General features: G+C 50.6%; 16 protein-coding genes and 1 tRNA gene. 10 read left to right on the top strand and 7 right to left on the bottom strand.

What is annotated here, in order from left to right; translation table 11 throughout:
- Positions 1 to 211: 211 nt before the first annotated feature.
- The 5 genes from WC1_RS01770 to WC1_RS01785 form a co-directional block, all read right to left on the bottom strand.
- Positions 212 to 1,711 (bottom strand): retron St85 family RNA-directed DNA polymerase, encoded by a 1,500-nt coding sequence (locus WC1_RS01770; RefSeq protein WP_016151186.1) that lies wholly within the window; start codon positions 1,709 to 1,711, stop codon positions 212 to 214.
- Between the two features lies 1 nt (position 1,712).
- Positions 1,713 to 2,387, bottom strand: a complete 675-nt coding sequence (locus tag WC1_RS01775; RefSeq protein ID WP_155849128.1) for a hypothetical protein — start codon at positions 2,385 to 2,387, stop codon at positions 1,713 to 1,715.
- Positions 2,374 to 2,568, bottom strand: a complete 195-nt coding sequence (locus WC1_RS24245) for a hypothetical protein (RefSeq protein ID WP_016151184.1) — start codon at positions 2,566 to 2,568, stop codon at positions 2,374 to 2,376. The genes WC1_RS01775 and WC1_RS24245 overlap by 14 nt, the downstream gene beginning before the upstream one ends.
- A 9-nt stretch (positions 2,569 to 2,577) precedes the next feature.
- The gene (locus WC1_RS01780; protein ID WP_016151183.1) at positions 2,578 to 3,744 is read right to left on the bottom strand and encodes a tyrosine-type recombinase/integrase; all 1,167 of its coding nucleotides are present in this window, start codon (positions 3,742 to 3,744) and stop codon (positions 2,578 to 2,580) included.
- Between the two features lie 162 nt (positions 3,745 to 3,906).
- Positions 3,907 to 4,001: transfer RNA gene (locus WC1_RS01785), tRNA-Sec, on the bottom strand.
- Positions 4,002 to 4,291: 290 nt separating this feature from the next.
- On the opposite strand from WC1_RS01785, the gene WC1_RS01790 reads away from it, so the two are divergent.
- The 9 genes from WC1_RS01790 to WC1_RS01830 all read left to right on the top strand — a co-directional run bounded on the left by WC1_RS01790 (position 4,292) and on the right by WC1_RS01830 (position 14,365).
- Positions 4,292 to 5,674: a glycoside-pentoside-hexuronide family transporter gene (locus WC1_RS01790; RefSeq protein ID WP_016151182.1), complete on the top strand. Its 1,383-nt coding sequence runs from the start codon at positions 4,292 to 4,294 to the stop codon at positions 5,672 to 5,674.
- 10 nt (positions 5,675 to 5,684) lie between these two features.
- Complete coding sequence (gene yicI / locus WC1_RS01795; protein ID WP_016151181.1) at positions 5,685 to 8,003, top strand: alpha-xylosidase; 2,319 nt, start codon at positions 5,685 to 5,687, stop codon at positions 8,001 to 8,003.
- 322 nt (positions 8,004 to 8,325) lie between these two features.
- Positions 8,326 to 9,879, top strand: a complete 1,554-nt coding sequence (locus tag WC1_RS01800; protein WP_003844519.1) for a BglG family transcription antiterminator — start codon at positions 8,326 to 8,328, stop codon at positions 9,877 to 9,879.
- A gap of 26 nt (positions 9,880 to 9,905) precedes the next feature.
- The gene (locus tag WC1_RS01805) at positions 9,906 to 10,376 is read left to right on the top strand and encodes a PTS sugar transporter subunit IIA (RefSeq protein WP_003842172.1); all 471 of its coding nucleotides are present in this window, start codon (positions 9,906 to 9,908) and stop codon (positions 10,374 to 10,376) included.
- A 19-nt stretch (positions 10,377 to 10,395) separates the two neighbouring features.
- On the top strand, positions 10,396 to 10,716 hold the full coding sequence (locus WC1_RS01810; protein WP_003844521.1) for a PTS fructose transporter subunit IIB: 321 nt from the start codon (positions 10,396 to 10,398) through the stop codon (positions 10,714 to 10,716).
- A 26-nt stretch (positions 10,717 to 10,742) separates the two neighbouring features.
- Positions 10,743 to 11,834 carry a PTS fructose transporter subunit IIC gene (locus WC1_RS01815; protein ID WP_003837581.1) on the top strand — a complete coding sequence of 364 codons (1,092 nt, stop codon included), beginning with the start codon at positions 10,743 to 10,745 and terminating at the stop codon, positions 11,832 to 11,834.
- Positions 11,835 to 11,845: 11 nt separating this feature from the next.
- Positions 11,846 to 12,697 carry a class II fructose-bisphosphate aldolase gene (locus WC1_RS01820; RefSeq protein ID WP_016151180.1) on the top strand — a complete coding sequence of 284 codons (852 nt, stop codon included), beginning with the start codon at positions 11,846 to 11,848 and terminating at the stop codon, positions 12,695 to 12,697.
- Between the two features lie 80 nt (positions 12,698 to 12,777).
- A complete protein-coding gene (locus WC1_RS01825; RefSeq protein WP_003024018.1) occupies positions 12,778 to 13,638 on the top strand; it encodes a ketose-bisphosphate aldolase in 861 nt (286 codons plus the stop codon).
- A gap of 49 nt (positions 13,639 to 13,687) precedes the next feature.
- Positions 13,688 to 14,365: a D-lyxose/D-mannose family sugar isomerase gene (locus WC1_RS01830; RefSeq protein ID WP_003837587.1), complete on the top strand. Its 678-nt coding sequence runs from the start codon at positions 13,688 to 13,690 to the stop codon at positions 14,363 to 14,365.
- Between the two features lie 42 nt (positions 14,366 to 14,407).
- Here the strand turns inward: WC1_RS01830 and WC1_RS01835 are convergent, their stop codons facing one another.
- Entirely contained in the window at positions 14,408 to 16,117 is a 1,710-nt protein-coding gene (locus tag WC1_RS01835) for an AsmA family protein (protein WP_016151179.1), read from the bottom strand.
- Positions 16,118 to 16,238: 121 nt separating this feature from the next.
- Entirely contained in the window at positions 16,239 to 17,630 is a 1,392-nt protein-coding gene (gene xanP, locus WC1_RS01840) for a xanthine/proton symporter XanP (protein ID WP_003024026.1), read from the bottom strand.
- Positions 17,631 to 17,855: 225 nt separating this feature from the next.
- Between xanP and gltS the strand changes: the two genes are divergently transcribed.
- Complete coding sequence (gltS, locus tag WC1_RS01845; protein WP_003024029.1) at positions 17,856 to 19,061, top strand: sodium/glutamate symporter; 1,206 nt, start codon at positions 17,856 to 17,858, stop codon at positions 19,059 to 19,061.
- Positions 19,062 to 19,083: the final 22 nt, after the last annotated feature.

The raw sequence follows: 19,083 nt of genomic DNA, 5'->3' as shown, positions 1-19,083 counted from the left end.
GACCCGCAAAAAATCCGCATAAAACGCCCCGAAAATACCCGTCTTTTTAATAAAAATAGCCATGCATGCCTACGCTGCATGGCTTTGCATGCAAAACCCTGAATTTTCCACACCCCGCCGCACCAGCACTGGCGCGGCCTGAGTCCCTTCACGCACCTGCATTAAAAGCGCCCCACGAAGCGGGCAGGCGTGGCGGGGAGAGCATTGCGCGCTACCCTTGCTTAAATGCTTGCAAAAAATTGAGAATATCTTTGTATTTTTTTTCATTAAAATTGAAACCATAGGGCTCAAAAGATTTTAGATAATTTAAATATCCTCTTAATTTGTTAATCGTTAATTGGCTGTTATCCTGTTCTTTAAGAGCGTGATCAAATGCAGAGCGAATTTTCTTTCTGTAAGTTCTGGTTGGTCTTATCGATTCATTAACGAGAATACCAGTGACAATTTGACGGCTATTATATGAAGAAATTCGTTTTTTTTCTTTGTTTAATGTAAACCCAATCGATAGTAATTTTTCTTCAGCAATACTTATAAGTATCTCTAAGTTTTCTTTCTTATCACTGCTGATGGATATATCGTCAGAGTAACGAGTATATATGCTGTCAAGAGTTAAGGCTTGAAAACTCATTTCTTCGTCAAATTCGAAAAGTACTGCATTCGATATTATAGGGCTGGTAGGCGCACCTTGTGGCAGCACGTCATTATATGTCACTATGCCAGAGATAGTATTAATAACATGTTCTGGTATGTTGTTTTTATAAAAACAATCCTTGATCATTTTTTTATTGATTGAACCAAAGTAATCTGAAATATCAATATTTGCGACGAATTTTTTCCTTACATGATTAATTGCGTTATCTTTTATACTTACACCACTTCTATATGAATAACAGGATGAATGTATTTTTAAACGGTTTAAAAGATGATCCTTTAACCAATACTGTATGGTTTTAATGAATTTACGAGGCGCAAGGATTGGTCTAAAACCGCCGGATTTTTTTTGTAAATTAAATGTGCGATAGTATCTTTTAGGTGATTTTATCATTGCAGTTATCAACCCTGGAGATATGCCAATACATGAGGCAATAGCCGTCACGCCATCATTATTAAAAAAAATCTCATCAATTTTATTAAATGAATAATAATTTAAAGAAAAACCTAATCGACCAATAGAATGGTGTGGTGAGCCTTTCGTTGTGGGTGGGGTGCTGGCCTCATTACTGGACATCGAACCAATATTTAATTGCTCGTAGATCCGCACCCAAGCCTGTCTTGGGCTGCTGGGCAGGGTCCCTGCAGCCCAAGACAGGCTTGGGTGCGGAACCTCTTTTGAATTGTGCCTTAACAGTAAAGACGGCGAATCACCGCCCATATTCTCTGTATCAGTTGAGGCCAGCACTCCTAATTTACTAGTAGAGTGACAGTTGTCAAGCATAAATAGTCTAATTTTATCGCGAAGTTTTTTCAGTGCTGGAGTTAGTCGTTCATTTCCTCGAGGCGTCAACGAATAAAGATTGTTGCGCTTTGATACTTGATGTATATACCCATGTTGATCAAGCAATGTAAAGTAATGAACCATTTTTTCAACTTCAGGCAATAAGCCATTATCATTTAAAGTGGTTGTAAGATAATTCAAAACCTCATTAGGCGTCGCAGGCTGAATAACGGATAACCCCCAGATAATTAGTTTATAATTAGTAGACTCTTCCATATTAATCTCCTAACAAGCCGCCTTTTCGTTGAATTATTTTTTTATTTTCTATCCTAGCGATTACAGATTTTAATCCAGCATCATCTAGTGAATTCAAAGAATATAATTTGCAATTATTATCATCACAGTATTGGAATGTGCCATTGGATAAAAATATATCGCTATTTTTTAATGTGTCGCTAGATATTATTATCATATCTGTACTGTCAATTTTTTTAGAAACTTTAAAGTAACTTATTAATGTTAGTTGTGATAGTGTGACTTCATCCAATGCAAAAATTATCACCGTATCACATTTGACAGTTTTTATAAATTCCAATTCCGCAAGGTGTGGATATGTTATTTGGGTTTTAGGTAGGGCCGTTTTTCCTCCGCCTTCATAAACTTTTGCACCCATCTTATCTAATTTTTGTTTGATTTCTTTTATGATCTTTAGAGTTGGTTCATCACGAATTAATTTGTTAGGGTAACAAAGTAATATGTTATATTCCGTGGATACAAACTCTTCTTTTAGAGAGCTTCTTATCTCATTAATCAGTGTGTTTTGTATTGCATTTGTATCAATGTCAGGACTATTAGTATTAACAATGACTTGTGCGATAATTGTCGTGTTGCCCGTCCCCACGACAGTAGATTTTATTTTCTGGTCAACATTTTGAGAGTTATTCTTTTCCATCATTTTGTTTGATATTAGTTGTGTTACCCCATCCGAAAGTAAAAACTTTAGCGATCTTTTGAGTGCTAGCTTTTATTTTTTTTCTAAATATTAATGCTGTAATGGCTAATACTATAAGTGATATGACATAAACGCCAATACCAGAGAATACCCATTCAGCATTACTATGTAGCCATGTCATGTATAGCCCTCAGCTTATTAATTTATCAGAATACCACTGTAGCATTACCCTCCTATTTTTCAAGTATATAGCATGATTATATGTCCCTCGAATTGCATTTTTATCTGCATGGGCTAACTGTATCTCAATCCATGCGCTATCAAAACCTTGTTCATGCAAAACTGTCGACATTGTATGCCTAAAACCGTGACCTGTAGCACGTCCTTTGTAACCAAGTAACTCAATCACTTGTGACACACTTTCTTTTGAAATTGGTTTGCTACGATTGTTCCTGCCAATAAAAATGTAGGGGTAATGGCCGGTAATAGGCTTGAGCTGTTCGAAGAGGGCAACTACATGAGTAGACAAAGGAACAATGTGTGGTCTGCGCATTTTCATTCTTTCTGCTGGTATTTGCCATATGCCTTTCTCAAGATCAACCTCATCCCACGTAGCAAAGCGCATTTCCTGCGTTCTTACACCAGTCAGCATGACTATCTTCGTAGCATTTTTGGTGATGATGCTACCGGTATACGCTTCGAGATCCTGAATAAAATGAGGCAATTCTTCGGCAGATAAAAAAGGGTGGTGTTTCTGCTTGGGAACAGCCAGAGCGATGGCTAAATCAGGCGCAGGATTGTATTCAGCGCGGCCAGTTATGATTGCATAGCGATAAACCTCACCGCACCTCTGACGAACCTTACGTGTTTTCTCAAGTGCCCCACGCTTCTCTATTCGTCGCAATACTTCAAGCAGTTCTAACGGTTTGATTTCACTGATAGGGCGTTTACCAATGAACGGGAACACATCTTGTTCAAATGTCTTAATGATTTCTTCGCGATAGGCCACTGTCCAGCGGTCAGCTTTGTTGGCGTGCCATTCTCGGCATATAGCTTCGAATGAGTTTACAGTGGAGAGCTGCTGAACCAGTTTCTGGGCTTTGCGTTCCTCAACCGGGTCAATGCCATTGGCAACTTGCTTACGAGCGGTCTCACGCTTCTCACGTGCTTCAGCTAGGCTCACAAGGTCGTAGCTACCAAATGACATTAACCGCGCTTTTCCGGCAAAGCGGAAACGGAAACGCCAGCCCTTCGAGCCATCGGGATTGATAAGCAATGACAGGCCTTGCCCGTCGTTCAATGTGTATGGCTTGTCTTGGGGCTTTGCTCGTTTGATTTGTATATCTGTAAGTGCCATGTGTATAAGCCAAAAATGTGTATAAAAAATCTATACACATCACTATACATATTTTTCATGGATTCAGGGAGATCTTGTCGGACTGCTACGGATGATTAATCTACAATGGTGATTGAAAATAAAGGGTTTTTAAGACTTTCTCGGATGGGTGAGGAGGAACTTTGGCGGAAGATCACAGGAGTCGAACCTGCCCGGGAACGCTGGCGTCCCCAACTGGATTTGAAGTCCAGCCACCTCACCGGAGATGACGATCTTCCGCGCCTCGATTGCTACATGGAGGCGGGGCGCATTATAGCTACTTCCTACGGTTTCCACACCCCCTCACTCACTTTTTTAACTTCCCTTTTGTCTTGCCATGATCGGTTTCATATAAATCCTCAATAAATCCGGTAGTTACATTTCATCACATTTTTCGACGCAACTCTGATCACAGAAAACAAGAATCGTAATTTGATAACGAGATATCGGAATACCCGCGCTCACAGGGATGGTTTACAAGAACTGTAACCGGTATCAGTGCGTGTGAAAGTGCTAACAAGGATGCGTAATGAAAAGTGAGATTTTGTCCGTTAAAGAGAAGATTGGCTACGGAATGGGCGATGCGGCGAGCCACATTATCTTCGATAACGTTATGTTATATATGATGTTCTTCTATACCGATATTTTTGGTATTCCGGCCGGATTTGTCGGCACCATGTTCTTACTGGCGCGTGCGCTGGATGCCATCTCAGACCCTTGTATGGGGCTGCTTGCCGACCGCACCCGCTCGCGCTGGGGGAAATTCCGCCCGTGGGTGCTGTTTGGCGCGCTACCGTTTGGCCTGGTTTGTGTGCTGGCCTACAGTACGCCAGATCTCAGTCTGAACGGCAAAATGATTTATGCCGCAATCACCTACACCCTGCTGACCCTGCTCTACACCGTGGTGAATATTCCCTACTGTGCGCTGGGCGGTGTCATCACCAATGACCCCACGCAGCGTATCTCCCTGCAGTCCTGGCGCTTCGTGCTGGCGACGGCGGGCGGCATGCTCTCCACCGTGCTGATGATGCCGCTGGTAAATCTGATTGGCGGCGAGGATAAAGCGTTCGGCTTTCAGGGCGGGATTGCCGTGCTCTCGGTTGTGGCGTTCCTGATGCTGGCATTTTGCTTTTTCACCACCAAAGAACGCGTGGAAGCGCCGCCGAGCAGCAACTCAATGCGTGAAGACCTGCGCGACATCTGGCAGAACGATCAATGGCGCATCGTCGGCCTGCTGACCATCCTCAACATCCTTGCTGTCTGCGTACGCGGCGGGGCGATGATGTATTACGTCACCTGGATTCTGGGCACGCCAGAAGTGTTTGTCGCCTTCCTCACCACCTATTGCGTCGGCAACCTGATCGGCTCTGCGCTGGCAAAACCGCTGACTGACTGGAAATGCAAAGTCAGCGTCTTCTGGTGGACCAACGCCGCGCTGGCGGTCGTCAGTCTGGCGATGTTCTTCGTACCGATGCACGCCAACATCACTATGTTCGTCTTCATCTTCGTGATTGGCGTACTGCATCAGCTCGTGACGCCAATTCAGTGGGTAATGATGTCCGACACCGTGGATTACGGCGAGTGGTGCAACGGAAAACGTCTGACGGGGATCAGCTTTGCCGGCACGTTGTTCGTGCTCAAGCTGGGCCTGGCGCTCGGTGGGGCGCTGATTGGCTGGATGCTGGCAGGTGGGGGCTACGACGCCGCAGCGAAAACCCAGAACGGCGCCACCATTAGCATCATCATCGCGCTGTTCACCATAGTCCCGGCTATTTGCTACCTGCTGAGTGCCGTGATCGCCAAACGCTTCTACACCCTGAAAACCCCGTATCTGACTGAAATCATGAGCCAACTGGCGCAGGGCGCGCGCCGCAATCAGCAAGATTTCACGACGAAAGAATTACAGAACTAAGGAACCGATGATGAAAATTAGCGATGGAAACTGGCTGATTCAGCCCGGTCTGAACGTGATTAACCCGATTCAGGTGTTCGAGGTTGAACAGCAGGGCAATGAGATGATTGTCTACGTTGCGCCGCGCGACGTGCGTGAACGTACCTGGCAACTGGATACCCCATTGTTTACCCTGCGCTTCTTCTCGCCGCAGGAAGGCGTGGTCGGTGTGCGTATGGAGCACTTCCAGGGGGCGCTGGATACCGGTCCGCATTACCCGCTCAATGTGCTGCAGGATGTGAAGGTCGAGATGCGCAACACCGCTGAGATTGCCGAACTGAAGAGCGGTAACCTGAGCGTGCGCGTAACCAAAGGGGAATTCTGGTCGCTGGATTTCCTGCGTAACGGCGAACGTATTACCGGCAGCCAGCTGAAAAACAACGGCTACGTGCAGGATACCAACAGCGGGAAAAACTATATGTTTGAGCGCCTGGATCTCGGCGTCGGGGAAACGGTATACGGCCTGGGCGAGCGCTTTACCGCGCTGGTGCGTAACGGGCAAACGGTAGAAACCTGGAACCGTGACGGCGGCACCAGCACCGAGCAATCTTACAAGAACATCCCGTTCTATATCACCAACCGCGGTTACGGTGTGCTGGTGAATCATCCGCAGTGCGTGTCGTTTGAAATCGGCTCTGAGAAAGTGTCGAAAGTGCAGTTCAGCGTGGAAAGTGAGTATCTGGAATATTTCGTCATCGACGGCCCAACGCCGAAGGACGTGTTGAACCGTTATACCCAGTTCACTGGCCGTCCCGCGCTGCCGCCCGCCTGGTCGTTCGGCCTGTGGCTGACCACGTCGTTCACCACCAATTATGACGAAGCGACGGTCAACAGCTTTATCGACGGCATGGGCGAGCGCAATCTGCCGCTACACGTTTTTCACTTTGACTGCTTCTGGATGAAAGCCTTCCAGTGGTGCGACTTTGAGTGGGATCCGATGACCTTCCCGGATCCGGAAGGCATGATCCGCCGCCTCAAAGAAAAAGGGCTGAAGGTCTGCGTGTGGATTAACCCGTATATTGGCCAGAAATCGCCAATATTCAAAGAGCTGAAAGAGAAAGGCTATCTGCTCAAGCGGCCGGACGGTTCCCTGTGGCAATGGGATAAATGGCAGCCGGGCCTGGCGATTTACGACTTCACTAATCCGCAAGCCTGTGAGTGGTATGCCAATAAGCTGAAAGGTCTGATGGATATTGGCGTTGACTGCTTCAAAACCGACTTTGGCGAACGCATTCCTACTGACGTTCAGTGGTTTGACGGTGCCGATCCGCAGAAAATGCATAACCATTATGCGTACATCTACAACGAACTGGTGTGGAACGTGCTGAAAGAGACTGTCGGTGAAGAAGAGGCGGTGCTGTTTGCCCGTTCAGCTTCGGTCGGCGCGCAGCAGTTTCCGGTGCATTGGGGCGGCGATTGCTATGCCAACTATGAATCGATGGCCGAAAGCCTGCGCGGCGGGTTGTCCATTGGTCTGTCCGGATTTGGCTTCTGGAGTCACGATATTGGCGGCTTTGAGAATACCGCCCCGGCGCACGTCTACAAGCGCTGGTGTGCGTTCGGGCTGCTCTCCAGCCATAGTCGTCTGCACGGGAGCAAATCCTACCGTGTGCCGTGGGCGTACGATGACGAATCCTGCGATGTGGTGCGCTATTTCACCGAGCAGAAATGCCGCATGATGCCGTATCTGTATCGCGAAGCGGCGCGCGCCCATGAGCTAGGAACGCCGATGATGCGCGCAATGATGCTGGAGTTCCCGGACGACCCGGCGTGTGATTATCTCGACCGCCAGTACATGCTGGGCGATAGCGTGATGGTTGCGCCGGTGTTTAGCGAGGCGGGCGATGTACAGTTTTACCTGCCGAAAGGACGCTGGACGCATCTGTGGCGTAACGACGAGGTGTCTGGCAGTCGCTGGCATAAACAGCAGCATGACTTCCTGAGTCTGCCAGTCTACGTGCGCGAGAACACCCTGCTGGCGCTGGGCAGCAATAACCAGAAGCCGGACTACGCCTGGCATGAAGGAACCGCGTTCCAGCTGTTCCATCTGCAGGAGGGCCGGGAAGCGGTGTGTGAAGTGCCTGCGATGGACGGCTCGGTTATCTTCACGCTGAAGGCGACGCGTGTAGGTAATACCATCACTGTGAAAGGGAACGGTGAGGCACGTAACTGGACGCTGTGCCTGCGAAATATTCAGGAAATTGGCGGCATTAAATGCGGGTCGCATATGGGCAGCGAGCTGGGTGTAGTTATTACTCCACAGGGCAGTGAGCTGACGATTACCTTGTAAGTATGTGTCGACGTGGTGCCGGATGCGTTTTATCCGGCCCACGCTGCGAGCAGCATTCCAGATCTGAAAATCCAAAACATCCTGAATTAAATTTTTATCTCTGCATATTTGCGAGCGGTATCACTCTGATTCCCGCGAAAAATGTGATCTGCGCCGTAAATATCTCACTATTTCCTCTTTTTGTCTTATTTCTGTCCGGATTACTGGACACGATTTAGTATTGTTGACGCATCGTAGTCCTCTTATATTTATCATCACGGATTACACGTGGAGCATAAGCGCTTCTTTAGCTATTTAATCTGGTGTGTGATAAGGGTAAATAATGCAAATGATTACCTCGCGACAAAACAGATTATTAAAGTTTCTTCTGTCTAAGAAGGAATATGTCACGCTGCTGAAAATTGCCGAGTATTTATCTGTTTCAGAGAAAACTGTGCAGCGCGATCTGCGTTTACTGGAACCATGGTTATCAGAATGGAAAATAACCATCGATAAACGTGCTGGTGCTGGGGTGATATTAAGTTCCGATAATATTACCGACCTTTTATATATGGATCAGTTATTAGGATCGGAAGGTGATGATACTGACGGCATGATGAATAATTCACGGCGAGTCAAGATAGCCTCACAGTTATTAAGCGAAACGCCGCATGAAACGTCGATCAGTAAATTATCCGAACGTTATTTCATTAGTAGCGCATCGATTGTTAACGATCTGAAAGTAATTGAATCCTGGATTACCCCACTGGGCCTGTCGTTGATTCGCAGTCAGAGCGGCACGCATATCGAAGGCAGCGAGAGCGGTGTACGCCAGGCGATGGCGTCACTGATTAACGGCGTGATTAACCATAATGAACCTGGTAACGTGGTTTATTCACGCCTTGACCCGGGCAGTTATAAAGCCTTAGTGCATTACTTTGGTGAAGAAGATGTTTTATTTGTCCAGACGTTATTGCAGGAAATGGAGAACGACCTGTGCTGGTCTCTGGGCGAGCCTTATTACGTCAATATCTTTACCCATATTTTGATCATGATGTACCGCATCACGCGGGGCAATGCGCTGCCGAGAAAAGATGAAAATATCACCTCATGTGACGAGAATATTTTTTCCATTGCCAGCCGGATGATTCAGCATATTGAAAAACGCATTGCCCACCCGCTGCCGGAAGACGAAGTCTGGTTTATTTATCAATACATTATCTCTTCCGGCGTGGTAATTGAAGAGCATAACGACGTGAGCGTGATTGGCCATATGCACTCCAGCGACGAAGCGCGTTTGATTACCCATCGGTTGATTGCCTCCTTTGCCGAGATGGTCGACAGCGATCTTAGCCAGGACACGGCGCTTTATGACGGATTGCTGATCCACATTAAGCCGCTGATTAACCGCCTGAACTACCAGATCCGCATTCGCAATCCATTGCTGGAGGATATTAAAGGCGAGTTGCAGGACGTGTGGCGTCTGACCCAGTGCGCGGTGAATCGGGTGTTTAGCAGCTGGGGCGAGCGGGCCGTGTCGGAAGATGAGGTGGGATATTTAACCGTGCATTTTCAAGCCGCAATGGAGCGGCAGATAGCGCGTAAGCGCGTGCTGCTGGTCTGCTCAACCGGTATTGGCACCTCTCACTTACTCAAAAGCCGTATTCTGCGCGCCTTTCCGGACTGGACTATCGTCGGCGTGGTATCGGCAGGCAGCCTGCCCTCCGTACTGACTGACGATATTGAACTGGTGGTATCGACGATAAATTTACCTGCCGTTGCTATGCCGGTCGTGTATGTCACCGCCTTTTTCAATGATGCAGATATTAAGCGGGTAACAGAAACGGTTATTACGGAAAAATTACATCGGGCGACGTCGCTGGTCGTCGAAAATTAATGTCTGAACTCCATGAGGTATGATTGATGGACATCACGAAAATACTCAATACAAATCGCGTTATTTTGGACATGAAGGCCACAAACAAAACGGAGGTTATTGAGGAACTGACGGATATTCTGCAAAAAGATGGGGCAATTAGCTGTCGGGAAACGTTTATTCAGGATGTCTGGCAGCGTGAATCAGAAGGCTCGACCGGCTTCGAAAATCATATTGCGATCCCGCATGGGAAATCCTCGGCAGTGGTCAATACCACGCTGGCAATTGGGCGTACCCGCCAGGATATTCCCTGGGAAACCCTGGATGGTAGCAACGTGCGCTGCATCATTCTGTTTGCCGTACGTCTTGAAGATCAAAACACTACACATATTCGTCTGCTTTCGCAGGTTGCCGGCGCGTTGGCGGATGACGACATTATTGAACAACTGTTAGTCGAAAGCAGTCCACAGAAAATTATTGAGCTTTTTAGCCAATATGCTGAATCCAATGTCTGCTAAATAAAAAGTGGAGCATGTTATGAATATTGTTTGTGTTGCCGCCTGTACGGCGGGTATTGCGCACACCTATATTGCCCGTGAGAAGCTAATTAAAGGTGCTAAAGCGCTTGGTCATAATATAAGAGTTGAAACCCAAGGAACTATCGGCACGGAGAACGAACTGCTGACAGAGGATATTTCTGCAGCTGATGTCGTAATTCTTGCTGTCGATGTCAAAATAAAAGGGGAGGAACGATTTTCAAATAAACGAATCGTGCGAGTGAAAACCGAAATCGTCATAAAATCGCCCATTCAGTTTCTTGAAAAGGTCGAAAAATCATTAGTTAATAATAACCAGTAGCGATCCTCATTCTGGAGGGATTTCACATGAGTGAAAATAAAATTCCGCTATCTCAGGAAATAAAAAGACATTTATTAACGGGGATTTCGTGGATGATCCCGTTAATTGTCGCCGCCGGGATCTGTATTGCTCTCGGGCAAATACTTGGCGGCACTAACGTAGGTGAAAAAACAGGAACCATACCCTGGATGCTCAACCAGATTGGCGGCTGGGGGATGGGGTTAATCGTACCGCTGATCAGTGCGGCGATTGCGTACTCCATTGCCGATCGTCCCGGATTTGCGCCGGGCCTGATTGTCGGCTTTGTTTGCGGCGAAATTCATACCGGTTTTATCGGCGGGATGCTGGGCGGGTTCCTGGTCGGTTATACCGTACTGCTACTTAAGCGCTATATCCGTTTGCCACAGTCGATGCAGGGGCTGATGCCCATCATGGTGTTGCCGGTACTGAGTACCGTCATTGGCGGCCTGTTGATGATGACGCTGATTGGCAAGCCGATAGCCTGGCTGCAGGACGCGTTGATTCATCTGCTGGAGTCCATGCAGGGCGGATCCCGCTTTCTGATGGGCGCTATCCTCGGTGCGATGGCGACATTCGACTTCGGCGGACCGGTGAATAAAACCATGTCGCTGTTTGCTGACGGCATGCTGGTCAGCGGTGTGTACGGTCCGGAAGCGGTGAAGTTTGTTGGTTCGATGATCCCTCCGTTCGGCATTACGCTCTCTTTCCTGCTGACGCGTCACAAGTACACCCGTGCGGAACGTGAGGCGCTGAAGGCCGCATTCCCGATGGGGATCTGCATGATTACCGAAGGGGTCATTCCGATTGCGGCGCGCGATCTGTTGCGTGTGGTGGGCTCCTGCGTGGTGGCCTCGGCGATTGCGGGCGGCCTGATTATGGTGTGGGGTGTCGAAAGCCCGGTACCGCACGGCGGCATGTTTGTGGTTCCGCTCTTTACGCATCCGCTGCTGTTTTGCCTGGCGCTGGGGATCGGCACAGTGATTTGCGGTGTCATGTTGTCGCTGTGGAAGAAACCGGTGACCGAGCGTGACGAAGAGTTTGATGAACTCAGCGATCAAAAACTGAAAGACGAAGAGATCACCTTCACCCTGGAATAACCGGAGGCCGTATGTTTGCCGATATGAAAAGCATGGTGACGAAAGCCTGGCGCGAGCAGTACGCGCTGCTGGCCATTAACTGTATGAACCTGGAAAGCGCCCGCGCGGCGGTTCGGGTGGCAGAGAAACACCGTGCGCCCATCATTCTGAATCTGTATCAGGGGCATCTGGAGCATTTTCCGGCCCCGATAGCCGCTGCGGTCGTCAAAACGCTGGCAGAGGAAGCCTCAGTACCGGTCGCGCTGGCGCTGGATCATGGAAAGGATCCTGTACGCATTCGTCAGGCTTTTCGCGCCGGATTCAGCGGGTTAATGATCGATGCCTCCGCCTTTGCGCTGGAGGAGAACATTCGCCAGACCCGGGCAGTGGTCGAGCTCGCAGCCAGCGTTTCTCTGTGCGTGGAAGGCGAGCTGGGCCATCTGGCCGATGCTCCGCGCTATGACCATGCCGCTAACGCTGATTTGATGACTCAGGCCGCCGACGTGGAACCCTTTATCCAACAGACCGGGATCGATTTGCTGGCGGTGTCGGTGGGTACGGCACACGGCATGTACGCGCCGGGTATCACACCTGCTATTGATTTCCTGCGGCTGGAGGAAATAGCCCGGTTATCAACTGTACCTCTGGCGCTGCATGGCGGCAGCGGGACGCCGTTTGATCAGCTACAGCGTTGCCCGACGTTTGGCGTCGCCAAGATAAACGTTGGTGCGGCGGTTTTCGAAGCCGGAAAGGCTGCGCTACTGCATACCCTGTGTTGTGACACATCCGGTGAGCTCGTTGATGCCCTGGCCCTGATGGAGCAGGCCTGCGAGGAAGCCATTATTCCGTACCTGCAGGCCAGCGGCGCTATCGGCAAAGCCTGATTCATTTTCTGTAACGCCTTCTATGCCTCTGCGATGACGCACTGGCAGGGCTTTCTACACCCTGAAACTGGAGAATTAACATGTTAGTTTCGATGAAAGAATTACTGCAACCTACTCGTCAGCACGGTTTTGCTATCGGCGCATTCAACGTGGCGGACAGCTGCTTTGTACGTGCAGTAGTGGAGGAAGCGGAAGCGACCAATACCCCGGCGATTATCTCTATTCACCCCAGTGAACATGATTTTGTCGGCGATGCGTTTTTTAGCTATGTCCGCGATATCACTCTGCGTAGCCCGGTTCCCTTTACTCTGCATCTGGACCACGGCGCTTCGGTTGAGCATGTGCTGCGGGCGATTCAGTGTGGGTTTACCTCGGTGATGATTGATGGCTCGCTGCTGCCGTATGAAGAGAACGTGGCGCTGACCCGCGAAGTGGTCAAGCTGGCGCATGCGGTAGGTGTTTCTGTGGAAGGGGAGTTGGGTACGATTGGTCAGACCGGGACGTCAGTGGAAGGCGGCGTGTCGAAGGTTACTTATACCGATCCTGCTCAGGCAGAGGATTTTATCGCCCGAACCGGTGCAGACACGCTGGCGGTGGCGATTGGAACCGCGCACGGGATCTACCCGAAAGGGATGCAGCCAGAGCTGCAAATGAACATCCTGCGCGACATCGCCGGGCGTGTGGATATTCCGCTGGTGCTTCACGGTGGTTCCGCTAACCCGGATGCGGAAATTGCCGAATCCGTGACGCTGGGCGTGGGTAAAATCAACATTTCCAGCGATATGAAATACGCCTACTTCCAGAAAGTCCGCGAAATCCTGGCAAAAGAAACCTGGTGGGACCCGAACGTAATCTACCCAGAAGCCATTAGCGCCGCGCGGGACGTGATCCGCCACAAAATGAAATTGTTCGGTTCAACCGGCAAAGCATCACTTTACTAACGGCATGCAGGCGGGGCGACCCGCCTCTTTCGCAACAAGGAAAAGTGGAATGAAGCGTTCACATATTAATTATGCCGTCGATAAAGCGCATGCCATCGCCGAGACTTTTCGGGTCTGTCTGCCTGATTTTGCGTATTTTACGATCGATGCCTGGCGGCAACAGGATCAATCTCTGTGGCGTGAAGTGCGCGATCTCCAGCTGGGCTGGGATATTACCGACTTTGGGCGTGGAGATTTTGCGCAAACGGGACTGACGTTACTGACGTTGCGCAATGGTCAGCCAGGGTCAGCTAATTACCCCAAACCGTATGCTGAAAAGATGCTGCAAATTCAGCAGGATCAGCAAACGCCATGGCATTTTCATCGCCATAAAATGGAAGATATCGTGAATCGCGGCGGCGGTGACTTATGTATGCAGCTGGCATGGGCCACGCCTGATGATGGGTATGACGCACGGCGTATTGTTGAAGTTAGCGTCGATGGTCAGCGGCGTACCGTTGACGCTGGCGAGACGCTGGTATTGAAACCGGGACAGGGGGTGTGCCTGCCGCCGCGCTTGTATCATCGCTTTTGGGCGGAGAAGGCGTTCGTGCTGGGCTGGGAAATCTCGATGGTCAATGACGACCAGCATGACAACCACTTTCTGGAACCTGGCGGTCGCTTCCCGGCGATTGAAGAGGATGAGCCGGTGAAGTGGCTGTTGTGCAGTGAATATATTCGTTTATGAGCGTGAGTAGGCCCGGTAAGCGAAGCGCCACCGGGCAATAAATTATTGCGCAGGTGGTGGTGCTGTGACTTCACTCCCTGAAACCACACCCGCCTGCATAGTCTGCGTGACCTGCTGTTTCTCCACGTTCACCGCATGCAGTTGCCCGCTGATCGTTGGCTTGAGCGGCGCATCGGCCTGAATATTGCCGCTGGCGGTAAGCTGAATATTACCATCGCCGGAAAGCGGCAGTGCGGGCCAGCCCCACTGCTGCAGGATCGTCATTGGCACGCCGCGTCCGTTCAGGCTGATCTGAGCCTGGCGCTGAGGCAACTGCGAAATGCTGGCGGTGGCCTCCAGCAGCCCCTTTTCCGTATAGGCGCTCAGTTCGCTGATATTGATGGTGCTGTTGTTCGCCGTCAGCGCCAGCGAAGGACGACGTACATCCGTGCGGTTAAAGGTAGCAGCAGCGGCGTTGAGGGTGGCGCTCCCGCTCCAGATCCCCCACTGATTGTTCTGTACCAGCCCGAGGTTAGCGCCGTAACCGTCAAGCGCGGTGAGCTGCCACGGGAAACTCGGGTCGATATCAATTACCAGATTGCGGCTGGCGCTGAATTTCTTCAGCGTCAGGCTGTTTAGCCATGTTGGCAGAGGTTTCATCCACTGCTGCTTCCAGTTTTCCGGCAGCGTGTATTCCAGACCGGCAATCGCGGCATCATCGAGGACCAGCGCTTTGTTGCTGCGTAGCCAGTTTCCGGATGTTCTGACCATACCGCCTTCCCAGCGGGTGGTGAACTGGCGCAGCGCAATGCCCTGTGGTGAGAACTCGGCGTTCAGAATCGGATCGAAGAAGTGCAGAGAGCCGTAGATAAACTCGCTGGCGTTCATCGACAATTTTCCTTCCTGAGTTTGCCAGTCGTCCTTGCTGAAGGTCATGTTGCGCAAGCTCAGATCGAGATCCGTCACCGCCCAGTCAGGGCCTTGCAGACGGGCATCCGTTATCTCCAGACGACCAATTTGCAGGGAAGGAATGGTGCTTAACGGGGCAAAAAAGTCGGTCAGCGATTTGTCGCTTTGTAGCCGGATATCATTCAGGCGCAGATTCTCCACTACCCAGCTCCCGTCGGCATTGCGTTGCGCTATGCCGGTTAATGCTCCACGTGCCACGTCTGCGCCAATATTGCTAAGTGTCACCCTGTCATGGTCAATGCTGCCTTCAATCAAGACGTTGGTGGTCGGGACATCGTTGAGCGTCAACGAACTGGCGCTGAGCTGAATTTGCGCTTTGCTGCCGAGAATTTTACCTGCCTCAGGGCTCCAGGGAATGACGCCGCCGTTAACGCGCTGGGCGCTGAGATTCCACTCGCTACCGGGGCTGTTAAGCGCCATATCCTGCAATTGCAGACGATCGGCCTGAAACGGTAACGGCGCGGTTTGCTGGGAAAGATTCAACGTACCGTTTTGCAACAAAATGGTGTCTACATGCAGCGGGTCGGTGATTTGGCGGCTACTGAGTCCAATATCGACCGTTTTGGCGACCAGCGTGGCGGGCTGACCATCCCGGCCAAAGGTGACGTTTTCCAGCAGAATATGGGAAGGGGAAGAAAACCGGTGATCGATGGCATCAAAGGCCAGATGGTAGCTGCTGTTCTGTGAAACCCAGGCACTGACGTGCTCTGCGCCCCAGCGGGTTTGCAGTAGAAAATAAAGGCCGAGGATCGCCACTGCAAGGGCGATCAGCACGTAAAGAAGCAGCTTTCCAATAAATTTCATGGTCTTCCATCCCGCGAAGTGCACATAGTCAAGTTATGCACGATTTAGACGCAATGCTCAAGGCGGGAATGGTGAAAGAGCGTTACAGCGGCGTTGATTCAGAATCAACACCGCATTTTGCTTATTGCTTTTCTGGTGGGAACACCAGGTTCAGAACGATAGCGGTAATACCGCCTGCGGCAATACCGGAAGAGAGCAGGTTTTTCACCCAGTCCGGGGCGAACTGCAGGATCAACGGCTGCTGGGAGACGCCCAGGCCGACGGCCAGCGACAGCGCGATAATCAGAATCGCGCGACGGTTCAGCGGCTCGCGGGACACAATACGCACGCCGGATGCGGCGATAGTACCGAACATTACCAGCGTTGCCCCGCCCAGTACTGGCTCAGGAATATGCTGTACAAAACCGCTGACCGCCGGGAACAGGCCCAGCGCGATCAACATCAGCGCCACCACAAAACCGACGTAGCGGCTGGCAACGCCCGTTAACTGAATAACCCCGTTGTTCTGCCCAAAACAGGAGTTCGGGAAGGTGTTGAACACAGCGGAAACAAACGAGTTCAGGCCGTTCGCCAGCACGCCGCCTTTCAGGCGTTTCATATACAGCGGACCAGAAACCGGCTGCTCGGAGACATCAGAGGTGGCCGTAATATCGCCGATGGTTTCCAGCGAGGTGATCATAAAGACCAGCATCAGCGGCAGCAGTAAACTCCAGTCGATACCCAGGCCATAATACAGCGGCGTTGGCACCATTAGCAGGTCCTGACTTACCGGTGCGGTATTTTGCGGCAGCATGTCCATAAACCAGGCCAGCAGATAGCCTGCCGCCATCGCAATCACCAATGACGCAACACGCAGGTAAGGGTTGCGTTGACGGTTAAGCAGGATGATTAGCGCCAGTACCACGCCTGCCAACAGTAAATTCTTCGGTGCACCAAAGGTGTTGTCGCTCATTGCGGCATAGCCACCACCAATTGATGTCAGACCCACCTGAATCAGCGACAGGCCGATAATCATCACCACCACGCCTGAGACCAATGGGGTAATGATCCGCCGCGCCAAATGCAGTACGCGTGAGATAACCATCTCGGTGCAGCTTGCCAGCATCAACGTACCGAACAGCGCCGCCATCATGGTTGGGACATCTGCGCCACCGGTTTTTAGCGCCGTACCGCCCATAATCAGTGGCGCAACAAAGTTAAAGCTGGTGCCCTGAATGGATAGCAGCCCTGAGCCTACCGGCCCCCAGGCTTTGATCTGAATGATAGAAGCTACGCCGGAGGCGAACAGCGACATACTGATAATGTGTTGAGTATCCTGAGCCGGTAAACCAAGCGCCTGGCAAATTAACAGAGCGGGAGTAATTACCGCGACGAACATGGCCAGCAGATGCTGACAGGCGGCAAACAAGGTCTGGGCTAACGGGGGGCGATCTTCAAGACGGTAAATCAGTTCACTGTTGTGAGTCTGCGCAACCGGTTGCGCATTTGTTGACTCTACGGCGTTAACGGACATCAGAGGCAATCCCATGGTGGAAAAGCGGTGATTTTATCTGACCAGGGCAGAAAAGCAAACGTTTGCTAGCAGGTATTCTTAATATTTAAAACGGATAAACAAACATTTTTATATAACTTTTCATCATTTTCTGCTTAAAATCCACCCCGAAAACTCAATAAGAGCTAAAAATCGGTCTGGAATGCATCGTGCGTGATTGTGCTAAACGCACTAATGGAGCTGTAAATGTTTTATCTCGATACGTTATCAACGCTGGTTGCGGCAACCCTTGTGTTGCTGCTGGGACGTAAGCTCGTCCAGTCTGTTTCCTTCCTGAAAAAATACACCATTCCCGAACCCGTAGCGGGCGGCCTGCTGGTGGCGATTGCGCTGCTGGTGCTGAAAAAAAGCATGGGCTGGGAAGTGAACTTCGACATGACCCTGCGCGATCCGTTGATGCTGGCCTTCTTCGCCACTATCGGTCTGAACGCCAATATCGCCAGCTTGCGTGCTGGCGGCCGCGTGGTGGGTATTTTTCTGATTGTGGTTGTTGGCCTGTTGCTGATGCAAAACGCCATCGGTATTGGTATGGCGACCCTGCTGGGTCTGGACCCGCTGATGGGTCTGATCGCTGGCTCGATCACCCTCTCTGGCGGACACGGAACCGGGGCCGCATGGAGCAAGCTGTTTATTGAACGTTATGGCTTCACCAATGCGACTGAAGTGGCGATGGCTTGCGCAACGTTTGGTCTGGTATTGGGTGGGCTGATTGGTGGCCCGGTGGCACGCTATCTGGTCAAACACTCCACCACGCCAGACGGTATGCCGGACGATCAGGCTGTGCCGACCGCATTTGAAAAACCGGACGTCGGACGTATGATCACCTCACTGGTGCTGATTGAAACCATCGCGCTGATCGCTATCTGTCTGACGGTGGGGAAAATCGTTGCGCAAATGCTGGTTGGAACGGTACTGGAACTGCCGACCTTCGTTTGCGTGCTGTTTGTGGGGGTGATCCTCAGCAATGGTCTGGCGCTACTGGGCTTTTACCGGGTGTTCGAACGTGCGGTTTCTGTGCTGGGTAACGTTAGTCTGTCACTGTTCCTGGCGATGGCGCTGATGAGCCTGAAGCTATGGGAACTGGCTTCTCTGGCCTTGCCGATGCTGGCAATCCTGGTTGTGCAGACCATTTTCATGGCGCTGTATGCGATATTCGTTACCTGGCGCATGATGGGTAAGAACTACGATGCCGCTGTGCTGGCTGCCGGACACTGCGGTTTTGGCCTCGGCGCGACGCCGACGGCGATTGCCAACATGCAGGCGATTACCGAACGCTTTGGGCCATCCCATATGGCGTTTCTGGTGGTGCCGATGGTGGGGGCATTCTTTATCGATATCGTTAACGCGCTGGTGATTAAGCTGTATCTGCTGTTACCGATTTTTGCGCAATAACGGCTGTGCGGCGGGGTAACAT

The sequence above is a fragment of the Citrobacter sp. KTE30 genome (assembly GCF_000398825.1).
Taxonomy (GTDB): domain Bacteria; phylum Pseudomonadota; class Gammaproteobacteria; order Enterobacterales; family Enterobacteriaceae; genus Citrobacter; species Citrobacter freundii.
The sequence above is the reverse complement of the archived record's forward strand: the minus strand, read 5'-3'. Positions and strand labels throughout refer to the sequence as shown.